The following is a 22,009-nucleotide window of genomic DNA, read 5'->3' on the forward strand; positions in this document are numbered from 1 at the left end:
ATCGTTATCAGAAACGATTAAACGGCTTGAGTCCGTTAGAATTCAGGACTCAAGCCGCTTAATACATTTTTTATTATTTCCACTGTCTACTTGACAGGGTGCAGTTCAAATTGAGTACCTGGGCATTTGATTGTATTTTTTATAGAACTAACATCCTGTTTCTAGCAAGAAAAAACTAGAGCTATTTGCTCTAGTTCATTTGTTACTATTTTTAATAACAATCTATCCAAAAATGGTTTTTAAAACAGTAATACTATACATAACATATTTACCGCTTTTATCATAAGCATAAATTACAACTTCTCCACCAGGCTTAATTCCTTTTATTCTAACTCCATCTTCTATTTTAACATAGCTTGAACCTGATTTTACTTCCAATTTGCTCATACCCCATAAATCTATATAATGATTTACCACCAAATCTTGTTTAACAAAATTGCCACAATTAGAGTCTTTCTTACAATCTGCACTACTAGCTGCGTAAGCATTCTGTGTGTCCGATAATGAAACGAACATCAAAGAAGATAGAGCTAAAGTAAAAGCTAGAATTATTTTTGAGAATTTTTTCATGTTTTCCACCCTTCTTTATGTAAAAAATAGATTTAAATTACTATAGCAAATAAATACACTCGAGTTACTATTATCCTACCAATTCCAGTTATACCATTTCAATGGTGAGTTTCCGAAATCTATTTTTCGGTCTATTATCGTATACCGCCAAATCACGCCATATATACCGCCATATTTTGGCGTGCCATTATTTTTTATATAACTTAAGTAACATTTTTAGTGAAATTCACACTAATACACTTGATATTTTCAATTAGTATCATTCTTATATTCAGATAATAAATTTCACTAAATTGTCACTTTAATATTGTGTAATAAGTTATAAGACTAGCTCGGCTAAATTAGCTTTACTAGTCATCATTTTGATTATTTATTTCTACGTTGCTGAATTGTAATATACAACCCAATTAAACGATCTGTCGTCATTGCTCCACTTTGTAAATCCTTTAAATGTGAAGTTTGAATAATACCATCCTTTACAGCATGTGAGATATAGTTTTCTGCTTCTGTTTGCATAGTTGGTGAACCTGGATTCCAATTTGTCATTTTAATTTCCTCCTTTGGTTTGTCTTCCACAATTAATTGAACTTTTCCTTTACTGTTACTTGGAACTATTACTTGTCCTTCTAACTTATAGCTTTTAGGCATCTTCCAAGAAGATTTAACTTCAAAGTGAGGTCGGTCAATACTACCCACCCAATCGCCGCCCCATGTAATGCCTAGCTTACGTGCGATAGAACCGATTCGATTAAGCGTTGTCACATCATATAATGATTGTGGAGGACCAACAGCGATATCCCATGCTAGACGTGACTTGTGATTACTGTTTAAAGTCCAAGTAACAATTTGCCCTGGTCGCGTTCGTCCTTGTGCATATAAGTAATTCTGGCGAGCTTGACTACGGTATGTTTCAGTAATGAAGATATTCTTAATACCTGCTTTAAAGCATTCTTGGAACAATAATCGGCAAGCTGTTTGTGCAGATGGTAAAAGTTCAGCAAGATCTCGACATGTAGTAGTTACGCTTGTACTCATTTCGTTTCACCTTCCCCTGTTTTATCCTTTACAATTGCTAAAAGTTCTTTAATAAAATCTGGCATTGGCAAGCCCATCTTTGTACCGTTTTCTGTGATAGAAATAAATTCGAGTACACAGAATGCAATGGCTGCCCCATCACCTGCGTACTCGATACCTGGTATTACTAGCGACAGTAAATATACTGAACCGACTAGCATTAAGTAATAAATTTTTCGTATGATGCCGTTGAAACCGACACGACTGTTTAAATTACGGTTAACGATACCGCCCATAATTCCTGTAAGATAATCAATAGCCATAAATCCGATTAGAACAGTTACAGCCATCCCTAGACCATCCACAGCATAAGACACTAAAGCGCCAATTAATCCACTTATTGCTCCTATCCATTTTTCCATTACAACACTTCCTTTTCTGCATAATAAAAGCCCTCCACAATAATCTGTGGAAGGCAATAGTTCTTTTAATAATTTCCAATATTTAAGAATATAAATTACAAATCTAATATATTAATTATTTTATGATACTAATTTTATATAGAGCGAAATTACTTGGTCTTTTTGTAACTTTTCCTCTGATTTTAAATACAGTATATATCCATATCAATAAATTAGGTTTCTTTAGTACTTTAATCGTTTCTATCTTAAAGTCTTCTTTAAACTCTCTTTTAATAGTTTTAATTATAGCTTCATGTGTATTGACATATAACTCAATATGGTTATTTTCAAGCATCCAATTTCTCACAACACATAAATCATTTTTAAAAATATTATTTAATTCTTTTCTTGTTAATAGTGTTTTTTTGATTCTCTTTTTGATAGCAGTATAAATAGTCATTCCCTCTTGAGTGTATTCAAAATAATATCCATCATTATTAATACTAGAAAGTTTTAATTCAAGTTCTTCAGTTAGCTTTTTACTTCTCTTTTTAACTGTTTTAATTATAACAAATCCTATAAGTACAATTGCAAAGAGAAAACCTAGCTCAAATCCTAGAATGAACAACCATATAAATATACTTTTTAAAGAACTAACGAAAAATAACATTATCAATCCTGAAACAATGAATATTAGCAAGAGTAATACCGCTAACTTAAGTAATAATCGACTTAATCTTATCACACACGTTCTCCTTATAAATTGTAATAAATTCATCTTATTACAAAATAAAGATTTTTACATCAAAAATAACGCTAAGCTTCTGCTTGCGTTTCAAAATCTTGCTTTGTAATTTCTTCATACTGTTTAGGTGTAATTTCACCGAAAGGATTAGCTTCTGTTTTAACTGCTAAACGCAACTGAGCAGCTGTCACCCATTTATACATAAAAGCAATCTGCCAAAATTGCATTATGCACCACCTCCCTTCAAGGACATTACTTCTAGCTTCAGTTGTGTAACTGTTTCACCAAGGCTATTGATAAGTAAATCTTTCTGTATGTCTTTGATCTTCTCTTGTGCTAATTGTTCTCCCAGTGAGGCAACTTGTTCATCAATGCTCAACCCTGTTCCGATTTTGATTGGTTCGCCATACGTGCCATCTTTATTACGTTTTTTATATTCCATCACTCTACAGCTCCCGATATTAAGTGGATTTTATGATTAACAGTAGCATCTGGTCGTGTAGTAGACAGTTTCAATACGATTTTATCTTTCGGCTCTGTTGTTTCATAATAAAATGTATCTTCTACTATGTTATCGTCGTATGACATTGGTGCTGTACCTTCTGGTGTTAGTGTTTCATACTGCTCTTGTTCACCAGCTAAAGTCATCGACAACTCAACCTTTAAATCCAACTCTCTGTCACGTTCAATAAATAACAAAACACCCTTTGCAGTTCCCTTTGGTGGTTCGATTTTATAACGTGCAACAGATTGCAAAATGGGTGTTTTCACTTCATTTTTATTTAGTTTTATCGTTTTGCTAGTCTTAGCACCGTAATTATCTATTACCTCAACGACAATGGCATTCTCACCGATGTTTAGCTGCGCTAGAGCTACTTCAAATTCCCATACTCCTCCTGTACCACTGTAAATTTCAACTGAGTTTCCGGAATTGATACGTCTCGTTACCTTTAAAGTAGAATTTTCATCATGATCCGTTGCATTACCGCTAATTTTAAAACTATCGTTATCCACTACACCGGACGGCACAACAGTATCAACCGATAGCAATGGTGCTCTGTTAGGTACAACATAAAATGATTTTTCAATAATAATAGATGAAGCACCTTCACTGTCAGTGGCCCATACTTTTAACTTTTGTGCTACTCCATCTGTTAGAATACCAGTGAGAACTATATCACCATCGTATAGCTTACTGCCTTTGAATTTTAGTTGCTTAGACAGTGCAATTTGCGTTTGGCTTATATTTGTAGCCAACACCTTTCGTTGTTCGCTATTTATTTGGTAGTAAACAGTAACTGATTGGTCTGAATCAGCATCATAGGCTGTTCCTGCAATGTTTAAAATGTCATTTTCATACAGTGTTACGTTTTCTGTCGGGCTAGTTAAAGACACAGTAGGAGCAACGTTATGCTCGATTACGAAAGGCTCTGAATAAACATAGTCGGAATAAACGCTACTTGTATTCTTTGCTCGTACTCGAAATTCTATTGTTTTTAATGATTTGTTCGTTGTAATAGTCCAACTACGAATAAGCGTGTTGTTGTAAGGTAATTGCGACCATGTGCCGGTGCTGTTGTATCTGAGATCTACCTCGTATAACGATACATTAGCAGCACTGGAAGCACCAAATGTAATATTAGCAGTTTCACCAGGCTTGAATTTCTTTCCTGATATTGGCTCTGTAAATGGCGACGGAGGTGCGATGGATTGACTTACACGACTGCCACGCACATACCAATTACCGTCGGTATGACGTCCGTTTGTTGGATACGTGCCATCCTCTGCTTGAATATCGCTTTGAATGAGTGAATCACGTGAATAAGAACTAGCAACGATCCATTCATAGAGTGTACACTCGTAATTGGTTGTTGGATAAATACTATAAAACTTCGGGTTGTATCCTACCTCAAAGTAATAATGTTCTCCTGGACCATAAGTTTCTAAAAGGTAACCCAAGCCATATCCTAATGTAAGCCCCCTATAGTCGTGTTCAATACTCAATCTCCGTTGCGATTCTATAACAGAAATCGATGTTTTATACATCGAATGGTCAAGTTTTATATCCATACCCATATTTATTAATTCAGAATCAACGCGTCTATTTCCTGTTCCATCTGGATTAAAGCGAATAACTGATTGTGCGGTATACGATGGATATAATGATTCTACTGCACTATATTTACTGTAATAATACTTTGGCTTTGTAACTGTATATTGACTGCTCTCACGATACGCACTTTCTAATCCAACAGTATCAACTGCCTTGACGCGCATTTTTAGGCTTGTTGCAGTGGGGATTGTATAAGGGAAACTATTTGTTGTCGTTTCTCCAGCTTTTGAGTATGTTGCTCCGTTTATAGATACTTCCCAAATGTATTTAGATAGATTTCCATTTTCATCAGTTGAAGCTCCTACAGAGAATACCTTAGAATCACCAATTTCTAAAGAACCCGATGGCTGCGTAAATGCTCCTGGTTGCGTTGGTGCAGTATTTACCATTGAAGCTTTAACATACCAAAAACCATCCGTATGACGCCCGTTTGCCGGATATGTGCCGTCTTCTGCTTGTATATTCGTTTCCACAAGAGTTCCACGTTCGTAATTTAATTTATCTTTCGACGCATAGTTATCGCCGTATAGATAGAACGAACATGTTGAGCGGTTATCTAATTGTACGCTCAATACCCTCGTTTCTACATTGTCGTAGAATAAGAAGAAATATTCTTTATTACCCCACCTGCCCGGTTCTTCGTATAACCAGTAGATTCTACCCTGACCCAACGTTTCACTGGTCTTGTTCTTAGTATTTAAATACGGATCGTATTGTAATGTGTCATACAAATCGGGGCTATGGTTTATAGTAGGATATATTTTTTTGAATGCGTCTAATGGTGAATCTTCTGCCATACCGTAGAGCGTTTGTAACTTAGTTTTGGATAACTTTGAATTATATTTATCGTAATAATATTTAACCATACTAAACCACCTCCACTAAATCAACTTTGTACGTTTCCCAATCTCCAACACCCATTTCAGCGTTAACCGTATCAATTGAGACATTACTTCGAGCCACTTTAGCACCTTTTTTATAAGCATTTTTAAGAGCTTGTACTTTAATAAAGCCTGCACCTACCTCAGTGATAACAACGTCCTCACTAGCTACATCATCAAAAATAGTGACTTGCGTAAATGGTGTAAAACCATCAACACTAGCCACTTTTAAAGTAGTAGTACCTATTGCTACAGCTTCGATAATATCTGTCATTGCTTTATCTAAAATAATTTTATTAGTGCTGCCATCGAGTGAATCAACAAAAGTTCCGCTGTTACCTGGTACGCGACCATCAAGTTCCATTTGTATGCGCACTCTCTCCAATTGACGATACATCTCATTTAAATAACGATACGCGTTATAGATGCCCCACTCAAAATTGTTAGCATACTCAGACATAAAAGGGGTGCCATCTTCAATTACTTCGCTTGTTATTGGATCAACAACATCATCATGCCATTGTGTGCGGTCATACGGATTGATTTTAAAATTTAATGGAATTTCACCGTTCATCAACTTACCCATTTATTTTCACTTCCTTTGCATCAAGATGGAGAGGAAATGCGATAACAAATCCCTGTGCTTTTTTTTGATAGTTCATTGTTTTTACATATAGTTCTCTGCCGTATCTATCAACTAATGCTGCACGAGTCACCAATCCTTGTTCTGTTGAAAGTTTCACATATTTCCGTAAACCGTACTTTATGCTTGTTTGATATATTTCTTTGTCGTAAACGACACCATCAATAGTAACCTTGGCACCTGCAACAAGATTACTTAAAAATTGTTGGGTTAAATCTATCATCAATGGTTGTATCTCATTCAATCCTTACACCTCCTGCTCTAAATCGACCGCAAATGCGTGTATCCGTAATAAAACCATAAGGGCTACTTGTAACTTCAATTAATTCTTTCCCAAGTACGCCATGTGTTTGAGCTGTTTTAAAACGACCACAAATTTTATAATTAAGATGCCATGCATACGTACCTCCAATAATAAATAGACACTCTTTTAAAGCAAGAATCGTAGTCATTAATTCAATATTCAAAGGAACGATACGTTCAACTATTCGAATTACTTCGTTATAGTAAATTATTTGCTCAACATCGACTGCGACTTCCATCTCAAAATTATCAATGTCTAGCAGAATTTGATGCTTATTTTTACCCAACAAGTCTGTAAGAATCTTAATTAAATACTCCAATACATACGGTGCATTTTCTTGCATCCTAGCTAATATCCTAAGTTTACGGAACTTCAGAGTTTCATTTTTGAGATCAGGTCGGATTCCGAAATCCTTTTCCCTAAGAGCGATAGCAGCCTCGCTAGAGGTCAATATAAACTGGTCATTTTCAATACCAAAAAGAGCTTCGTCAAGTTTATCCCAGTCAATTGCGACTGTTTCTGATAACTCGCGAAACTCTCTTATGTCTCTATAATAGGCGGGCAGTTCAGCTAAAAATGCATTTGTCATGTACTCACTTCCTTGATTGTCACATTTGTAAGTACAGGAATTTCCTCATTCAGAGTAATATTAGAAGCAATATTATTTAATATCGTCGATGCAATGTCTTCTATCCCATCGATTTCTAATAACCTTGACTCTATCCTAGTAATTCGAACAATGATGTCTAAATCCTTAAACCAATTCGCTCGAAGCTCAGCAAAGTAATCACTGAGTGTTTGATTTATTTCTTCTTCGACTTGTCCTAATATTACACCGTTTAAGACTAGCTCTAGTTCAACTTCTACATCTGCAACATCAACACCTTCGATAGTAACCATATGACCTATTGGTGCTGTTCCATAGCCATCACCTTTGAACTCAATTGGATCCATAAGCTCTTGTACATACGAAATAAATTTAGGTGTTGGTGCACTAAAATCAGAGTCAATAATGATGGCCTTTACCGTACCACCACCATTAGGTGCACGTCGTAACCGTACACCACCAACACCTTGGATTTCCATAAGCTTTTTCTTATAATCCGCGCGATTACCGCCAAAAGCCTTCTCCCGAATATGCTCTGAATATTTTTGATAAAGAGATTCATCTGATTCTTCATCTTCACCTGGGACTATAACATCAGCTAATACAGCTTTACCCAATTTATCGTTTGGCTCTATAGGTAACATTTCTCCATAATCTTTATTACCGCCTGCCCCAAATGACTGAGCTTCAGCATTAAATTCGCCTATATCAATACGTTCCAATACTTTATAAACAATCGAGTCCAAACGATACTGACTACCAATAGCTATATCAAGAGGTTGACCATCACCATCTGTAAATAATGCACGGCGAATTGCCTTTCCGGCAGGCTTTCTTTCTACACCATGTTCGTTTACACGTTTTTCTAGATCATCTCCGTCTGCTGAAGCTGCGAAAGTTCTAAGAAGCAGAACATCCATATCTGAATATACCTCAGCAACTTTCATAGCAGTTGGAGCTAAAGCATCATAGATAATTGAACCTTCTCTTTTATCAACATCATTTGGTACACGGTCTAACAACTCCTGTAGTATGCTCTCAAAAGTTTTATGTTCAAACAACTGGAATCGCCTCCCTTAGAACATCTGCATCTCCATAGATCGTAATAGCAGTCAGGGACACGAAGGCCTCGTCTTTTTCAAAATCTAGTTTAAATTTTTCAATAGAAGTAATTCGTTCATCTTGTAACAAAGCTTCTTTAATCCGTCTTGGTAGCTCCTCTCGGACAAATAAACGGTCTTCACCAATCATATTTTGAAAACCATATACATCCGAATAAATCAGATGTGCAAAACGTTTGGTTTGCAGTACTTTCCTAATGGCTTGTTCCATTGCTTCTCGACGATCAATGAAGCCTACACATCTACCGCGTTCAAAATCTAATTTATAAGTTCTAGTAGTAAGTTGGGCTTCGCTTACCACTTCTAAGTCTTCTGTAACAGTAATATTGCCTACTGGTAGGACCATACTTCTTCACCTCTATTATATCTATCGATAACCAAAAAGCGATGCCCTCCCTGTACCCGAAGCAGTATCACTTTATCACCTTTTTTTAGACCATTTTCAAAAACCATTTTGGCGTACTTCATATCATATTTTGTGTATCCTTCAGAAGAATTTGTTTCTTTCGACGAATCTCCTATAACTGATGCCGACCATTTTTTCGGATAGGAATAATCAATAGAAACAATCCTCTCATGCCGGGTTAAATGTTCGGCAACATCAAGAAATTCCTCTGTGAGCTTTAGTTTTTCATGTATTCGGATTTCTAAAGGCTTCGCTTTCTCAACCGTTCCATAAAGGACATTGACCGGATTAGTTGCTTCAATTGCTTTCACAGCGACTTTTTTAATATTGTCGTACATTAAATCACCTTCACTTTTAACTCCATAGTATGAATACCTTCTTGCCATTTGTGGGTACACTCATCAATCATGAAATATTCTTTAATTCCAAGCTTTTCGATGTATAGATAAATCATACGACCAGCTCTAACTTTCCAATTACCCAAACATGAAAGCTCAAGTGTTTTGGTCTCTTTATTGAGCACTTTAATCGATCGCTCTACTAAGTCTTTAATTTGAGCATTGGTCATATTTTCGTCTACTTTTCGGAATTGTTGGAGAAGCCCCCATTTCGCAATATTTGCTGAATCCTGTGCAATAAACGTTTCACGTTTACCTGAATCTTTGTTATCACGAACAAACTTTATGCGGTTATAAGTTTCTTTATCTATTGATTTTGTGTAATCATAATCAAAAAGCAGACTGTCCTCCCCGATGTAGAAGTCGTCTGCTGGTATTACTAAGTTATAAATATTTTTTAATTCAAGCGTTCCAAAGTTATCAAACAGTATATAATTTCTGTTCGTTGCAATTAAAGTAGCATCAAGAAACTTTGATACGACATCGAATGCCTCTTTATCATCCTCAACGATTCCCGGTACTACATAACCCGTCTCTTCAAAGATACCAACTTTTAAGTTAAGCATATTGGAAATTCTTTTAATAGCTGCTGTTGCTGTTAGCGATGGAATAACGTATGTGTCCTGATTCTTCATGTACCGGAGTTGATCATAAGCTTTAAACGACATATCTCCGCTTTTCTTGACTCCGTCCTCGAATGCGAAACCATAGAAAATTTTATTGTTGCCTTCAGTAGCACGAATGACCGCTCCACTTTCTATGGGAAATTCTAAAGGTTTGTCGTTATACAGCTGTGCTTCAAAGACACTTGCCTTTCCAATTCTTTCTGACTTCCAATCAAAACTTTTAACAGGCATCTCAAATACTTCACCTTTACGATTATCAATTAATATTTCCACAGAATCGCCTCACTTGACCCATGAAGGTGGTATTTTTAATTTTAGCCCGATCGGAAGTTTCCGGTATTGACTTGGCTTAATCCCATTGAGTTTGGCAAGCTCCAGATAGTTGTTCCCATTGCCCGTGTATTTTTGAGCTACCTTCCACAAACTATCACCTTTTACAAGTGTATAAGTCTGTGGTACAGTTTTCTTATTTTGTGTTGGCGGAACATCTTTTTTAACTGCCTGCTTAGTATTATTAGGTTTAGCTTCAGAAGCATTAGATGCTGGTTTAGGTTGTGAAACTTTTAATTTTTTAGGAGCAAACGGTACATACTTTTTTAAAGCTATAGTGTAATCTACATCCGAACTCCCGTACGATTCTTTGTATACAAAGGACTCAATTGTTACTAGTTCATTAATTGAAAAAGAGCCATCAGCATAGATATACCGAACAGGCTCTTTTTCTCGCATCCATTTTTCAAGGTTTTCTATATAAAATGATGGCTCCCTAAAGCTCGTTTCTAGAAAATGATAATCTTGTCCAGGAAAAAAACATTCAAAATCAAACTCTTTCAGCTCAACGTCTTTTGGAACGTTTACTGATCCTAGTTTTGCAATCTTGAATGTTTCGCCATCGCCCGCGTTCTTCACATTCACATCCTCAGGGTTAACTGGGAGGCGAAACCCCTCTGAGTCATTTTTCGCACTGAAATAGATTCCCCTCACGTCACCACTCCTTCTATACTTCTCGCCATATCATCTTCAAAGTTTTTATTGATTTTAGCAATAACCATATCTACGTCTGCCTCTTCTCGAACCGTCACATCTTTAAATGTAACTGATGGGCTTAATGTTATATTTACTTCCTTTATAGATTTTCTATCAGCAAGCTCTAATAATAGTTTTAAATCTTCATCAGCTATATTGATATCTTCATTTATTTTACCGATAGAATCGAGTTTACCACCTGTAGGGTTTTTACTTTTTCCACTGCCACCTTTTGGTCCTTTAGTATTTTCCCCTCCTGCTGCTCCAGGTGCTGTTGCTCCACCAAGTGTTGGATCATATGCTCCTGTAGGAACTTCTCCTGGTGTCATTAAACTAGCTGCATCTTTCCCAGACATCAAGCCTGTTGCTTTATCAATCACACCTGATAATTTGTCGCTCGCCTTCATCGACAAATTATACCCTGTCTTTTGTCCTTTACTAAACGCTTCTCCTAGATTCTGATATTCTAATCGATTGAAAGAAGCCTGTTGCGGAGCCGTAGGCATTTCTACGCTTTTCATATAAGCTCCTGCTGTATTAAAGGAGCCAAGGTTCACAGGAGCAGCTTTAATCGGCTTTGCGAGATTATCCTTCATACCGTTTAACTTATCAACAGCAGCTGTACTTGCTTTAAAGTCCACGCTACCAATTTCGCCAATATTGACACCAGGAATATTATTGATAAGACTGATGAGTGAATTAATGCCTTTAATTGCACCATTTATTAATGTAGACAATGCGCTTAGTGCATGATTCACAGTTCCAACGACGCCAGAAGCTACACTACTCATAATGGTAAGAATACCTTTTTGCATCACATAAAACGCCATTTGTACTCCATAAACAGCATCATTCCACTTATTTAAGAAAAATTCAGCTGTCCTAAGTGCTCCATTACCTATAGCATCAAAGATAATCCGGACAAGTAAATTGAGTGCAATCCACGCAAGTTGAACCATAAAAATCCCTTGATTCCATGTGTTTACAAACCATTCGGCGACCATGATACCGAAATTCCCAATTCCCATAAGAACGTTGTAAATCACTGCACCAAGCCAGTAAACAGAACCGACAATAGCGCCTACTACCATGGCTGTTTGTTCGGCCCAAGCTACCATTGCGTAGATGACAAGCGCGATAATCGCTACAATAATAAGCAATACAATACCAATAGGGTTTGCAAGATAAGCCGCATTGACCGCCCACTGAGCAGCAGCCCAGGCAAGAGTTGCAAGTCGAATAAGACCAAGAATGGTGTATTTGGTTATTAGAATAGCCACAATTACAGCAAGAACAGCTCCAAGGACAGTAACTATTGGCGCAATCCAAGACCAGTTATCTGCAAATATTTGAGCTACCCATAATGCAGCTTGCCCTACCCACGATATAATGTTAGCAATAAATGTAAGAGAGGCACCAATAGCAGCGAAAATGCCATTAAAGCGATCACCACTAAATGTATCGTTGAACATATTGATTAATGGGAGAAAAGCTGAAACCGCTGGACCAATATATTGAGGTATTTTTTTTATCATATCTGTAACGACTTTAATGCCTGCTGTTAAAGGTTCGATGTACGGATCCACCATTTTATCACCAGCATTTCTTATAGCGGAACCTAAAGAATCGTATGCTCCTAGAATAGTACCTTTAACCCCAGCCATACCACCTTTGAATTTTTTGTTCATCCCATCTACTAAAGCCCCAATAGCTTGATCTGCTCCTACAGTACCCTTAGAAATTTGATTTTTCATCTCATCAGCAGATACACCAGCTGCTTCTCCTAACATTTTATATGCATTTACCCCAAAGCGAGTTAGTCGATCTACTTCTACTCCTGTTATTTTCCCTTGCGCTTGGATTGTTCCGAATATACTTGTTGCATCTGCTATATCAGCACTACTTCCACCTACGGATGCAACGGCATCACCAACTGCCTGCAGAATCGGGAATGTATTTTTAGCTTCAACTCCAAATGCTATTAGATTTCTACTGGACGTCAATAAATCTGGATATTTAAAAGGTGTTTTTAAAGCAAAAGCATACATATCATCCATGTATTTTTGTGCTTTTTCAGCATCACCTAAAAACGTTGTAAACGCAGCTTGTGAAGATTGTTTTAAAGCTTGGAACTGTATACCTTCTGAGAACATATTTCCAAGAAAACTTTTTGCTGTACTAAAAGCTTTATAAGCTCCAACAGCTACCAACAGTCCATTGGCATAGCTTTTGATAATGGAAAGCCCGTCACCAAGAGAGTGGTTAAATTTCTCCTGTTGACGAGCTGCTGAGTCTGCACCATTACCTGCTGACGTCATAGAACTTCTTAAACGTTCTAGATCAGCTGAAGCATTGGAAATATTTTTTCTTGCATTTGCTAGACTTCTTTGGTCTAATTGCTGAGTAGCCGAGTCCATTTTCTCCATTACTTTAATTGTACTATCCATAGCCTTAATTATTTTCATAAGTGGGCCAGTTAGCTTGTCTTGGAGAGAAAGTGTTGTTTGTGCTCCTGCCAAATTCTCACCGCCTTTCGGGTAAAATAAAAAGCACTCACTAGGAGCGCTTAAAACATTTTTTGCATGAGCAGCTTATAAATTTTTTCATTGATTTCAATTAAACTTCTTTTGCCATCTTCGAACTCAATAACTAAAGTATGAGTACCTTTATTTTTAGCAGATAATCCAGCTAATAATCCCACTGGTCCTAGTAAAGCGCCACCAACTAATCCTCTTCCTACACCGCTAACTGCACTTTTCCTATGTTCTTCAGTTACCAATTCATAAGAAGATACTGTTTCTTTATTTAAAGGAAACTTTTTAGTAAATCCAGTGAATAAATAAACTTCATTCTTGCTAAATAAAGATTGCTGACTAATCATTATGTTTTTTCCTTCATAATCTCCAGCAATCACCTTATTTTGAGCCATTATAATCCCTCCTCATACACAAATATACATAATGTGGAGAGATTTAACTATACTTTTTACATTTTCCTCACCCCTTTCAATGAAAAAACACCCTCATACGAGAGTGTTCAAAAGTTGCCTTTTTTCGATTTGCTTTATTAATAACTGGTTCATTCTCTTAATATTTGGTTGATTACTTTTGGATAGAAAACCATAACATTTTAAGTCTAATAATTGAAAGTCACTCATTTTTTCTACTGCCTCTTGCCACCAATGCCCCACGTCAATCGTTTTCGGTGGTGAGACACCAATACATTCTGAGAAGTCGTTTATTAACATTAGTAACCTTTTTTCCTTTTCATTCATGCCATTGCCCCCCTTAAATTGAGGACATCTGCTTCATCATTGTTTAACAGTGAAAAGAAATCGACGCTAAAACTTTCGAATGAGTCATATTTCAAAATATCGATACCGTAGTTATCTTTTATTTCCTCAAACATTGGTAGAAATGATGTTAAAGAACGTGGTTTTTGTGTTTTCATATGCTCCTCCTGATTGGGAGTAACATCCACTTCAAATTGTAGCGATTTTATGCTACAATCTATCTTGACAATAAGAGTTATGAGTGGATGTTACTCAAATTCTTATCACGATCTAAGTTGGCGCTTAGGTTGTGATTTTTTTATTTTCAATTACTTGTTTATTGTACATACTTTTCATACACTTTCTTGCTGACTGACAAATCAAGCCTGAATTTTTCTTTTGCAATCATTAAGTCAACTGTATCGGCTAAGATTGGCTCACGTTCAATCAACATCTCGGGTGTCATTTGATTTTTCTTTAACGATTTCATATGTCCGTGACGGCTTGATACTGCTTTGTTAGCAATTGTGTTAGCTTTTATAAAGTTCACCTTTGTTGGTTTCAGTAACGATTGATGTAACTTTGCCATCGTTTCCTTTTGGTGTTCCTTGTCCAACATACGGAAAATTTGAAACCCTTCTAATCCACTAGACTGACGGAGTGTTTTAACTACTTCAAATAGCCAATCTTCGAATGCTTCTGCCTCAGGTCTTTGTGAACGAGTTATTGCTTTGTAAATCCCTTGTTCAGATATCGCTGTATACTTCTGATTCATACCCGTCAATTTGACGGATGTAAGAAATTTACTTTTTAAATGCCTTGTCATAGCATGTGTGTCACTATAAATTAAAGCGTCTGCAATGTCTTTAGCAATCCCCCACCACTCACCTTCGATTTCCACGAAACGAATTTCATGATCTAACCAGGTCTCAGTTCTAATATTCATTAAAATCATCCTCCTAATAATTTTCAATGATTTCTTCAAAAAATGCCATAACTGGTACATCTAATGTTTTTGCAATCACTAGCAACCTATCAACATCTAATTTACTTTCACCCCTTTCTAAACGACTATAAGACATCGATGATATACCTAATTCTTTAGCTAAATAAGATTGGTTAATCCCTTTAGCTTTACGGATTCGTTTGACGTTATCACTCACCATGTAATCACCACCCTATAGGACTAACGTAATCCGTTATATACATAATACTAACGATTTACGTTAATTGCAATTGTTTTTCAATTTATATTCTCAAATTCCGTTATAAATGTATCGAGATACGTTATCTAGTGGTATATTTCATATAGAAAGGCAGGCTAAAAAATGAGATATAACGAACGTATAAAAGAACATAGAAAAAAATTACGTTATACCCAACGCCAACTTGCTGATAAGATTAATGTGTCACCCCAAGTAATTTCTAACTGGGAACGAGGTTACACCGAGCCTAGCCCAGAAGATATAAAAAAGCTCTCTTCTGTATTAGATGTTTCTTCTGATTATCTTTTAGGGCTGAGCGATGAGCCTGAAAAAACGACTTATAGAAATAACTTCCAAGGAGAACTGTTACCACCAAATAAAACACTTGATGAACATATTGATGATATAATTGACGAAATAATTGAAGAACAGAAACTAGAAATAAACCCAAGAAAACGTGAAATAACTAAAAATATCACTCTAAAAGCAAGCCAACTTAGTAAAGAGGATTTCAATATATTGAATCAATTATTGGATAGTTTGCTTGAAAAACAGCGAAAAGATAATCAAGAAAAATGACATCCACTTCAAATTGTAACAACATTGTGGTACAATTAACGTTAGTTTATTGGGAGTGGATGTCACTCGATTGTTACCGCATTTCAAATTGCCGTTTGAGATGTGGTTTTTTATTTTTCATTTTCAACAACTCGTAAATAACGTGGTCTAGGTTTCTTTACCTCTGACACTTCACCAGTTCGACTGTTTTCGATGTATTTCTTACCATCAGCACCATCATACATTGTGTGTGTTGGTACTCCCTGTTCTTCAAGAAATTCCTCCATAATACTCTTACCAGTTTCTAATTGACGTAAATCACTTGTAATGCCCATCATTTCCAGCATATAAAAACTAATTGTCCAATTTTGATATTCCCAAAGGAATTCATCCATTTCTTCACCAATCACTTTATCTTCGCCAAACACCTCAATATATCTACGAGTATAAAAATAATCTTTCCAATGATCATCTTCATCGTAGTAAATCTTATTTATTGGAAAAATGTTTTGAAATTCTCTAGGAGTTAATTGAGCCATCAATGAGTTGATAAATGTTACTAGTGAAAATTTATTTTCTAGTCCTTCTTTATTATTACTTCTAGATTCAGATGCAATAATCATTTTCACACCTGACCATATTAACTTTTTAAGAGTATTTTTATCATATTCTGCAGCAGTTTTGTACTTGTCAGTTGCCACTTGAAGTTCATTAATAAACACTTTTGAATAAAGCGCAAAATAATCTGGCTTTTCATTTTTTATTCCATCTATTACTTTTAAATGAGTCAATCAGATCTCCTCCTATTCAATTAGCCTGTTGTAATAATCTAAAAGTTTCTCTTCCTTTTGGTGTAATTAATGTTTGAACACCTGTCTTATCGCCTCTTCCCCACTCTTTGATTTGGAATAGTTCAGGCACATGTTTTGAATAAGGTTTTAACTTACCTTTTTGGTCACGATAAACATATTTTCCATTCATCAACCAATTGATAAAATCATTTTGCTTTACGTGTAATTCTTTAGCTGTATCTCTAAAATTAGTTAAGAGATTACGATCAACAAGTCCATCAAAATAATCAGCTTTAGGTTGTAGTTCTGAAATAACTTCATTTTGTTTTTTTACTACCTGTAGGGTAGCTCTAAAAGCCATCTTAGTTTGTTCATCTGCGAACGGTAAATAAGTTTCTATGAACAAATCATCATTCGCAACATATCCACCCGTTTTACGAATAGATGGTACTACATCTGTTGTAATCCATTTTCTGAATGGTCTTGCGTTTTTTGCTTTGCTTTCTAATGCTAATTCATATAAATCACTTTCTTTGACAAAAGTATTTTCAAAATCAGTTTCAGTTGTTATTTCATAGTTGTCACTTGCTGACAACCCTTTTATATCAAGGTTTTCACAGATGTTAGCAAATTTTCTTTTCTTAAATAAGTAATTCCTTTAGCCGTTTTTGTGTATCCAAGAGCAAAGCCAATATCATACAAATTAAACGTAAGTTCATTATTTTGAATCAAAACTCTGATATTCCCAAAAATATGGTGATTGAATGTTTTTAGTTCGTTCATTTGATGACCCCCTCTAATTTTCAATAAAATCTTCTATTTTTTTCCCAAGAGCATTAACAATTTTTCCTACAGTGTGTAATCGTGGCTTAACATAACCACGTTCCATATTGGATACCACATTTTTACTTAGCCCGGCTTTTAGTGATAATTCGTGTGCACTTAAACCTTGATTAGCTCTCTCTAAAGTTATTTTTTCTAAATCAACTTTCGCTGTGTCCAACATTCAACATCCCTCCTTTTCGTTCCCTTTTCGTACACAAACTTATGATATATCCTTTTTTGTACACTGTCAAATAGTTTTTTCCCTTATCGGACACAATAAGATATAATCATGTATTGAGGTGAACTATATGAATTTTGGTGAACGATTACGATCTCTTAGAAAAGATGTAGACTATAGTCTACGAAAAATGGCTGATGAATTAGGTATTTCATTTTCTGCTTTAGGTAAGTATGAGCGCAACGAACACCAACCAGATTTCGATACATTAGAGAAAATCGCTGAATACTTCGGTGTCTCAATTGATTGGTTACTTGGCAGAACAGACATTAAAACCTATGATGAAAAAGTATTTTTTAATGATGTTAATCACTTAGCAAATAAATTAACTACAATGGAGCCTGAAAAAAGAAGAATAGTTGTAAATATAATCGATCAAATTTATTTAATTATTCATAGTCATATTGATGATAAAGATACAAAAAGTTTAGTCGTAATTAAGCAGATTATTTCTCAATTACACTCATTGGACAATGGGATAGAAAAGAGTAATTTCCAAAGGTTACTTGGTGTCGAAGTATCTGCTGATGCAATCGATTTTTTGTCCAAACACAAAAACGAAATCAATCTTTTATTAGATGATTTATTTAAAATATACTTAGAGAAAAAATCTTCACAATCCACAATAACTAATTCAAAACATGTAAGTAATGATGAATTTTTTTAATCACTAACAACAATATTTTGTTGTTAGTAAACAATCTTTTGTTAACTGCTTCCTATGCGGAGGCAGTTAACAAAAAAACACCCACAAACAAACCTGCATTAGCAGTCGTTCTTCTTTCTCAATTTGTTGCGAAACATTTTTCTGCCACATTTGGCATACTAAAAGGGGGACGAAATTTCGTTCTGAACGTTATTAGCTTAGCTACTTACAATCCACCAGCACCAGAAAAGAATTCTAAATGACCTCTTTCTCCGTTAGGTCATACTTATCTCACTCCTTCTCTCATATATTGCCTTTCAAGCATTCGGTTATCTCGTCACCCGTTCTATCTCGTTTTTCTTGATTCTCTTCTTCTATGTGAAGACACGTATTGTTATACGCTGTACTCTAACCAGCTACACTATAATATATAAGAAGATCCTCTTTATTTTTAAGTAGTCACATAAAATAATGTTCTTCTCTCTCTTCCAACATCTGCTAAACTAGTAGTTGATTGGAGGTGAAATACATATGAAATGGGAAAATCGAGCAAAGCATTTTGAAAATTTAATGGATCGTTTATCTGTTCATCAATACAAAAAAGACTATAAAATTGATTTCGAACAAAAAAGCATCGGTCTTGAAATGGTACAAGGCTTAGATGCTTTTATTCAACAATTTAAAAAGGTTTTGTTAACCACAAAAACACCTAAAACGTATTATGGATTAGCAGATTTACTTCCAAACTCTCTTAATCAAGAAAAATTTAACGAACAAAGCGAAAAGTTAGCTTATGAAATTCTTAACCACCAATTCTCTGATTCTACATCTTTTGATCCTCATGGCTTGGGTCATACAGTAACTAAAGTGTACTCTATTGAATTTAATGAAGATAATCAGACATACACATTTGTTTTAGGTGTGGAGGGTGAATTTGAATGTCCTAAGATAACGTTTCAAGCACCAACTGTAGTTTCGAAGTAATTTCTTTTAGCGCACTATCTGTAACAGAACATTCAGATGTGTCAAGTAACTCATCATCGGAGTTATTATCAACACAATTCAAATTCTTAATGCCTAGAAGAGTTTCTTCAAGTTCATTTGTTAGAGCATTAGCTCTATTAAGGGACTGGAGAAGCTCTTCAGCATTTTTCAATGGAACTTTATATATCATATTTATCACCTCTCACCTTATTTTCTTTTCGCACGTTCAGCTTCTTTCTTTTCTTCCTCAACTCGAATATCAATACTAGCTATGAGAAAAGCTTTTTCTTTTCTACACATTTCAAAAAATTCCTTTGGACGTATACGTAAACGTTGGAGGGCGTAATGAGCATAAATGGCTTCAGGATCTTTTTCATCATGCCCTCCAGCAATTAGTTTTTTGCTTCTTCTATATCTTCGTTAATACTCCCACCAATTCCACTTATCTCCGTTACTTTTTCAAGAATTTGAGCAGCCTCGCCTAAAAGGAAAAGAGTAGAGTAAAGATTTTCAGCACCACGAACATTGTATGATTCCTGAAGTTCAGCGTCGTTTAAATCAGGGTAAACAACCGATGCTGTACTGATTCCTCGATTATATTTAACTACGTCAAAAACACGTTCCTGTCGTCCTTTGACTCCAGCTTTATTAACAAAGCAACGTTCATTGATTTGGTCAGCTTCTCCTGAGGTTAACGCACGGAGCTTAATAGGCTCGTCAAATCGTTCTAACTTTAACTCTACTGTCTCTGCTGCTTTAACTTTATCTTTCATGAATGCACTAAATTTACTCATTTAAAATTCCCCCTATTAATCTTTTAGTACTTTGAATTGTTCTAAGAAATCAAAGTCATCAAACGTGAAATCAGTACTGTCTTTTAACAAGTCGTCTGTATCTCCGTCAAGAGCTGCAATCAAAGCACCATCTGGTACAACGTTTTTGATTAGAGTTGTTTGTTTACCAGCTCTTGAAGTAATATCCGCATTGATAACTTGTACATCCATAATTGGCGATTTACCTGTTTTTACGTACTCAAGCGCCATCTGTCGCATCTCTGGACGATGGTAGTAAATTTCCATGGAACCTGTACCCTCAGCCCCTACAATTTTTCCACCTTTCATCCGTTTGCCAACTGACTTAACGTCAGCTTTTGTATAATCAATACGAGCTTCAAACTTGATAAGCTCTGCATATTCATGGACTTCACCTTCAATTGTGATATATACGATACCTTCTTTTGCTGAGATGGCATCATTGTTTTGCATCATTCGTGGCATGCATTCCCACCTCCATTATTTACACAATATTGTCATGTATAATTTCTCCATAGCATCAACAAACTTAACGCCTGCTAACACGAGTACTGCATCCTTTAAATCACCTTGCTCAATAGTAATATCATTTGGATTATACGGCTCAATAGCTTCTTGTTTGACCAAAATATCTAGCACATCTTTCATGATTGCCCCTTTGAACAAATTACGGCCATCTGCATGGTTTTTTACCTTTCCGATGAAGTAACGAGAGTAGATATGCTTTACATTGTTGCCCATGATATCCATTTGACGTACAATTGTTCCTTTACAGAAATCTTGGTTCTTTTTCGGTGTAAATGAACGGAAAGTGTTAATATCAGACTCAACAACCACTCGATCAAGTCCATCTGCACCTTCATCATAAATAAACACAACGTGCCCATCTCTTTTCGCTTTAATGACATCATGGCTAGATAATCGTTCTACATCCGTAGCGCCAGGATATTCAGTATAAGTTAATGAGTTAGTACTAGCATTTGCATATGCAGCACCATACCAATAAACAGCATCTTTTGCTGAGATGAGTTCACCACCAATATAGACACCATTCTTGATAGAAACAGTACCTTCATGATCTGCTGCATTGTAGTCATTTGTGATAATAGTTACATTTTTGCCCTCTTCTTCACGCCACTGTTTTACTTTGAGAGAAAGTAAAAGTTTGATAGAATCATCATCTGTACCAATGGCAATTGTTTTAAAAATTTGAGTGTCTAAGGCTGTCGCAAATGTTGCATATGAATCATTTGTCGCTGATACCGTTGCTCCTTTAGAAAGCGTCAATGTGGCATCTCCTGCAGGTAGCTCTCCGTTAAAGACTACATATGGGTTAGCAATTAGTTCTGTTGTGCTGCTAACAATCTGCGAATCTACTCTCTCGCCATCAAAGAACGTACGAACTGTAGCATCTCCGTTTAACCCATGTGCAACAGTAACAACGATTTTATTCCCGTCTGAACCTCCATGTACTGCTTTAACAACAAATGTTCCACTTGTAGCTGTCGCCTCATCGCCTTTACCATTTAGGTTATAAACAATGACATTTCCAGTGCCTTTAAAGGCTTCACGGATTGGTTTCAAATCCTTTAAATCTTTACCGAAAAGCTCCTTAAATTTTGTATTAGGTGTAACCTTTGAGAATACTCCAGTAACTCCCCAATCAAGCATAATCGGAATTACTACAGCACCTTTTGAATCTAAACCTTGAACTACTAAATCATTCGTTTCAAAGTTGGTATATGCACCGGATAATTCTTTGTTTTGTTTTTCCCAGTTTCCTCCTGCCATTACTGCTTCACCTCCTTGTCTTTCCATGCTTTC

General features: G+C 35.8%; 31 protein-coding genes. 3 read left to right on the plus strand and 28 right to left on the minus strand.

Features of this window, described 5'->3' with window-relative positions; all coding sequences use genetic code 11:
- Positions 1 to 222 precede the first annotated feature (222 nt).
- The 21 genes from ACIQZA_RS14620 to ACIQZA_RS14720 form a co-directional block, all read right to left on the minus strand.
- Positions 223 to 570 (minus strand): hypothetical protein, encoded by a 348-nt coding sequence (locus tag ACIQZA_RS14620; RefSeq protein ID WP_402882172.1) that lies wholly within the window; start codon positions 568 to 570, stop codon positions 223 to 225.
- Positions 571 to 936: 366 nt separating this feature from the next.
- The gene (locus ACIQZA_RS14625; protein WP_402882175.1) at positions 937 to 1,605 is read right to left on the minus strand and encodes a M15 family metallopeptidase; all 669 of its coding nucleotides are present in this window, start codon (positions 1,603 to 1,605) and stop codon (positions 937 to 939) included.
- Positions 1,602 to 2,006: a phage holin family protein gene (locus ACIQZA_RS14630; RefSeq protein WP_402882177.1), complete on the minus strand. Its 405-nt coding sequence runs from the start codon at positions 2,004 to 2,006 to the stop codon at positions 1,602 to 1,604. Before ACIQZA_RS14630 ends, ACIQZA_RS14625 begins: the two co-directional genes overlap by 4 nt.
- Positions 2,007 to 2,121: 115 nt before the next feature.
- Entirely contained in the window at positions 2,122 to 2,730 is a 609-nt protein-coding gene (locus ACIQZA_RS14635; protein WP_402882178.1) for a hypothetical protein, read from the minus strand.
- 71 nt (positions 2,731 to 2,801) lie between these two features.
- Positions 2,802 to 2,957, minus strand: coding sequence for an XkdX family protein (locus ACIQZA_RS14640; protein ID WP_400932718.1), 156 nt, complete (start codon positions 2,955 to 2,957; stop codon positions 2,802 to 2,804).
- On the minus strand, positions 2,957 to 3,172 hold the full coding sequence (locus ACIQZA_RS14645; protein ID WP_402882181.1) for an XkdW family protein: 216 nt from the start codon (positions 3,170 to 3,172) through the stop codon (positions 2,957 to 2,959). Before ACIQZA_RS14645 ends, ACIQZA_RS14640 begins: the two co-directional genes overlap by 1 nt.
- Positions 3,172 to 5,709, minus strand: coding sequence for a hypothetical protein (locus ACIQZA_RS14650; RefSeq protein WP_402882184.1), 2,538 nt, complete (start codon positions 5,707 to 5,709; stop codon positions 3,172 to 3,174). Before ACIQZA_RS14650 ends, ACIQZA_RS14645 begins: the two co-directional genes overlap by 1 nt.
- Position 5,710: 1 nt before the next feature.
- Positions 5,711 to 6,310: a hypothetical protein gene (locus ACIQZA_RS14655; RefSeq protein ID WP_402882186.1), complete on the minus strand. Its 600-nt coding sequence runs from the start codon at positions 6,308 to 6,310 to the stop codon at positions 5,711 to 5,713.
- Positions 6,303 to 6,611, minus strand: coding sequence for a hypothetical protein (locus ACIQZA_RS14660; protein WP_402882189.1), 309 nt, complete (start codon positions 6,609 to 6,611; stop codon positions 6,303 to 6,305). The genes ACIQZA_RS14655 and ACIQZA_RS14660 overlap by 8 nt, the downstream gene beginning before the upstream one ends.
- On the minus strand, positions 6,604 to 7,260 hold the full coding sequence (locus ACIQZA_RS14665; protein WP_402882190.1) for a putative phage tail protein: 657 nt from the start codon (positions 7,258 to 7,260) through the stop codon (positions 6,604 to 6,606). The genes ACIQZA_RS14660 and ACIQZA_RS14665 overlap by 8 nt, the downstream gene beginning before the upstream one ends.
- Positions 7,257 to 8,339, minus strand: coding sequence for a baseplate J/gp47 family protein (locus ACIQZA_RS14670; RefSeq protein ID WP_402882192.1), 1,083 nt, complete (start codon positions 8,337 to 8,339; stop codon positions 7,257 to 7,259). Before ACIQZA_RS14670 ends, ACIQZA_RS14665 begins: the two co-directional genes overlap by 4 nt.
- Entirely contained in the window at positions 8,332 to 8,745 is a 414-nt protein-coding gene (locus ACIQZA_RS14675) for a DUF2634 domain-containing protein (RefSeq protein ID WP_402882194.1), read from the minus strand. Before ACIQZA_RS14675 ends, ACIQZA_RS14670 begins: the two co-directional genes overlap by 8 nt.
- A complete protein-coding gene (locus ACIQZA_RS14680; RefSeq protein ID WP_402882197.1) occupies positions 8,730 to 9,143 on the minus strand; it encodes a DUF2577 domain-containing protein in 414 nt (137 codons plus the stop codon). Before ACIQZA_RS14680 ends, ACIQZA_RS14675 begins: the two co-directional genes overlap by 16 nt.
- Positions 9,143 to 10,102, minus strand: a complete 960-nt coding sequence (locus ACIQZA_RS14685) for an XkdQ/YqbQ family protein (RefSeq protein WP_402882200.1) — start codon at positions 10,100 to 10,102, stop codon at positions 9,143 to 9,145. Before ACIQZA_RS14685 ends, ACIQZA_RS14680 begins: the two co-directional genes overlap by 1 nt.
- A 9-nt stretch (positions 10,103 to 10,111) precedes the next feature.
- Positions 10,112 to 10,813 (minus strand): LysM peptidoglycan-binding domain-containing protein, encoded by a 702-nt coding sequence (locus ACIQZA_RS14690; protein ID WP_402882202.1) that lies wholly within the window; start codon positions 10,811 to 10,813, stop codon positions 10,112 to 10,114.
- Positions 10,810 to 13,374 (minus strand): tape measure protein, encoded by a 2,565-nt coding sequence (locus ACIQZA_RS14695; RefSeq protein WP_402882204.1) that lies wholly within the window; start codon positions 13,372 to 13,374, stop codon positions 10,810 to 10,812. Before ACIQZA_RS14695 ends, ACIQZA_RS14690 begins: the two co-directional genes overlap by 4 nt.
- A gap of 47 nt (positions 13,375 to 13,421) precedes the next feature.
- The gene (locus ACIQZA_RS14700; RefSeq protein WP_400932694.1) at positions 13,422 to 13,784 is read right to left on the minus strand and encodes a hypothetical protein; all 363 of its coding nucleotides are present in this window, start codon (positions 13,782 to 13,784) and stop codon (positions 13,422 to 13,424) included.
- Positions 13,785 to 13,877: 93 nt separating this feature from the next.
- On the minus strand, positions 13,878 to 14,129 hold the full coding sequence (locus ACIQZA_RS14705; protein ID WP_400932692.1) for a hypothetical protein: 252 nt from the start codon (positions 14,127 to 14,129) through the stop codon (positions 13,878 to 13,880).
- Positions 14,126 to 14,305: a hypothetical protein gene (locus ACIQZA_RS14710; protein ID WP_402882206.1), complete on the minus strand. Its 180-nt coding sequence runs from the start codon at positions 14,303 to 14,305 to the stop codon at positions 14,126 to 14,128. The genes ACIQZA_RS14705 and ACIQZA_RS14710 overlap by 4 nt, the downstream gene beginning before the upstream one ends.
- Before the next feature lie 158 nt (positions 14,306 to 14,463).
- Positions 14,464 to 15,072, minus strand: coding sequence for a BRO-N domain-containing protein (locus ACIQZA_RS14715; protein ID WP_402882209.1), 609 nt, complete (start codon positions 15,070 to 15,072; stop codon positions 14,464 to 14,466).
- Positions 15,073 to 15,085: 13 nt separating this feature from the next.
- Positions 15,086 to 15,292, minus strand: coding sequence for a helix-turn-helix domain-containing protein (locus tag ACIQZA_RS14720; protein WP_402882210.1), 207 nt, complete (start codon positions 15,290 to 15,292; stop codon positions 15,086 to 15,088).
- A gap of 162 nt (positions 15,293 to 15,454) precedes the next feature.
- Here ACIQZA_RS14720 and ACIQZA_RS14725 point away from each other — a divergent pair, with 162 nt between their 5' ends.
- Positions 15,455 to 15,910, plus strand: coding sequence for a helix-turn-helix domain-containing protein (locus tag ACIQZA_RS14725; RefSeq protein ID WP_402882212.1), 456 nt, complete (start codon positions 15,455 to 15,457; stop codon positions 15,908 to 15,910).
- Between the two features lie 110 nt (positions 15,911 to 16,020).
- Here ACIQZA_RS14725 and ACIQZA_RS14730 read toward each other — a convergent pair whose 3' ends face one another.
- From ACIQZA_RS14730 to ACIQZA_RS14745, 4 genes are read right to left on the minus strand one after another with little or no spacing between them, the layout of a single operon-like run.
- Entirely contained in the window at positions 16,021 to 16,680 is a 660-nt protein-coding gene (locus tag ACIQZA_RS14730) for a hypothetical protein (protein WP_400932688.1), read from the minus strand.
- Between the two features lie 16 nt (positions 16,681 to 16,696).
- The gene (locus ACIQZA_RS14735; protein ID WP_402882215.1) at positions 16,697 to 17,275 is read right to left on the minus strand and encodes a phage antirepressor KilAC domain-containing protein; all 579 of its coding nucleotides are present in this window, start codon (positions 17,273 to 17,275) and stop codon (positions 16,697 to 16,699) included.
- 5 nt (positions 17,276 to 17,280) lie between these two features.
- Complete coding sequence (locus tag ACIQZA_RS14740; protein ID WP_402882217.1) at positions 17,281 to 17,463, minus strand: BRO-N domain-containing protein; 183 nt, start codon at positions 17,461 to 17,463, stop codon at positions 17,281 to 17,283.
- A gap of 13 nt (positions 17,464 to 17,476) precedes the next feature.
- Positions 17,477 to 17,686, minus strand: coding sequence for a helix-turn-helix domain-containing protein (locus ACIQZA_RS14745; protein WP_400932684.1), 210 nt, complete (start codon positions 17,684 to 17,686; stop codon positions 17,477 to 17,479).
- A gap of 127 nt (positions 17,687 to 17,813) precedes the next feature.
- Between ACIQZA_RS14745 and ACIQZA_RS14750 the strand changes: the two genes are divergently transcribed.
- Together ACIQZA_RS14750 and ACIQZA_RS14755 are read left to right on the plus strand one after the other, a co-directional pair.
- The gene (locus ACIQZA_RS14750; protein ID WP_400932682.1) at positions 17,814 to 18,410 is read left to right on the plus strand and encodes a helix-turn-helix domain-containing protein; all 597 of its coding nucleotides are present in this window, start codon (positions 17,814 to 17,816) and stop codon (positions 18,408 to 18,410) included.
- Positions 18,411 to 18,920: 510 nt separating this feature from the next.
- Positions 18,921 to 19,373, plus strand: a complete 453-nt coding sequence (locus ACIQZA_RS14755; protein WP_402882220.1) for a hypothetical protein — start codon at positions 18,921 to 18,923, stop codon at positions 19,371 to 19,373.
- 392 nt (positions 19,374 to 19,765) lie between these two features.
- Here ACIQZA_RS14755 and ACIQZA_RS14760 read toward each other — a convergent pair whose 3' ends face one another.
- From ACIQZA_RS14760 to ACIQZA_RS14770, 3 genes are read right to left on the minus strand one after another with little or no spacing between them, the layout of a single operon-like run.
- Positions 19,766 to 20,167 carry a phage tail assembly chaperone gene (locus ACIQZA_RS14760; RefSeq protein WP_400932678.1) on the minus strand — a complete coding sequence of 134 codons (402 nt, stop codon included), beginning with the start codon at positions 20,165 to 20,167 and terminating at the stop codon, positions 19,766 to 19,768.
- A gap of 15 nt (positions 20,168 to 20,182) precedes the next feature.
- Positions 20,183 to 20,650 carry a phage tail tube protein gene (locus ACIQZA_RS14765; protein WP_400932676.1) on the minus strand — a complete coding sequence of 156 codons (468 nt, stop codon included), beginning with the start codon at positions 20,648 to 20,650 and terminating at the stop codon, positions 20,183 to 20,185.
- Positions 20,651 to 20,665: 15 nt separating this feature from the next.
- Positions 20,666 to 21,976, minus strand: coding sequence for a phage tail sheath C-terminal domain-containing protein (locus ACIQZA_RS14770; RefSeq protein ID WP_402882222.1), 1,311 nt, complete (start codon positions 21,974 to 21,976; stop codon positions 20,666 to 20,668).
- Positions 21,977 to 22,009 lie beyond the last annotated feature (33 nt).

The organism is Lysinibacillus sp. NPDC096382, from assembly GCF_044762845.1.
GTDB lineage: Bacteria > Bacillota > Bacilli > Bacillales_A > Planococcaceae > Lysinibacillus.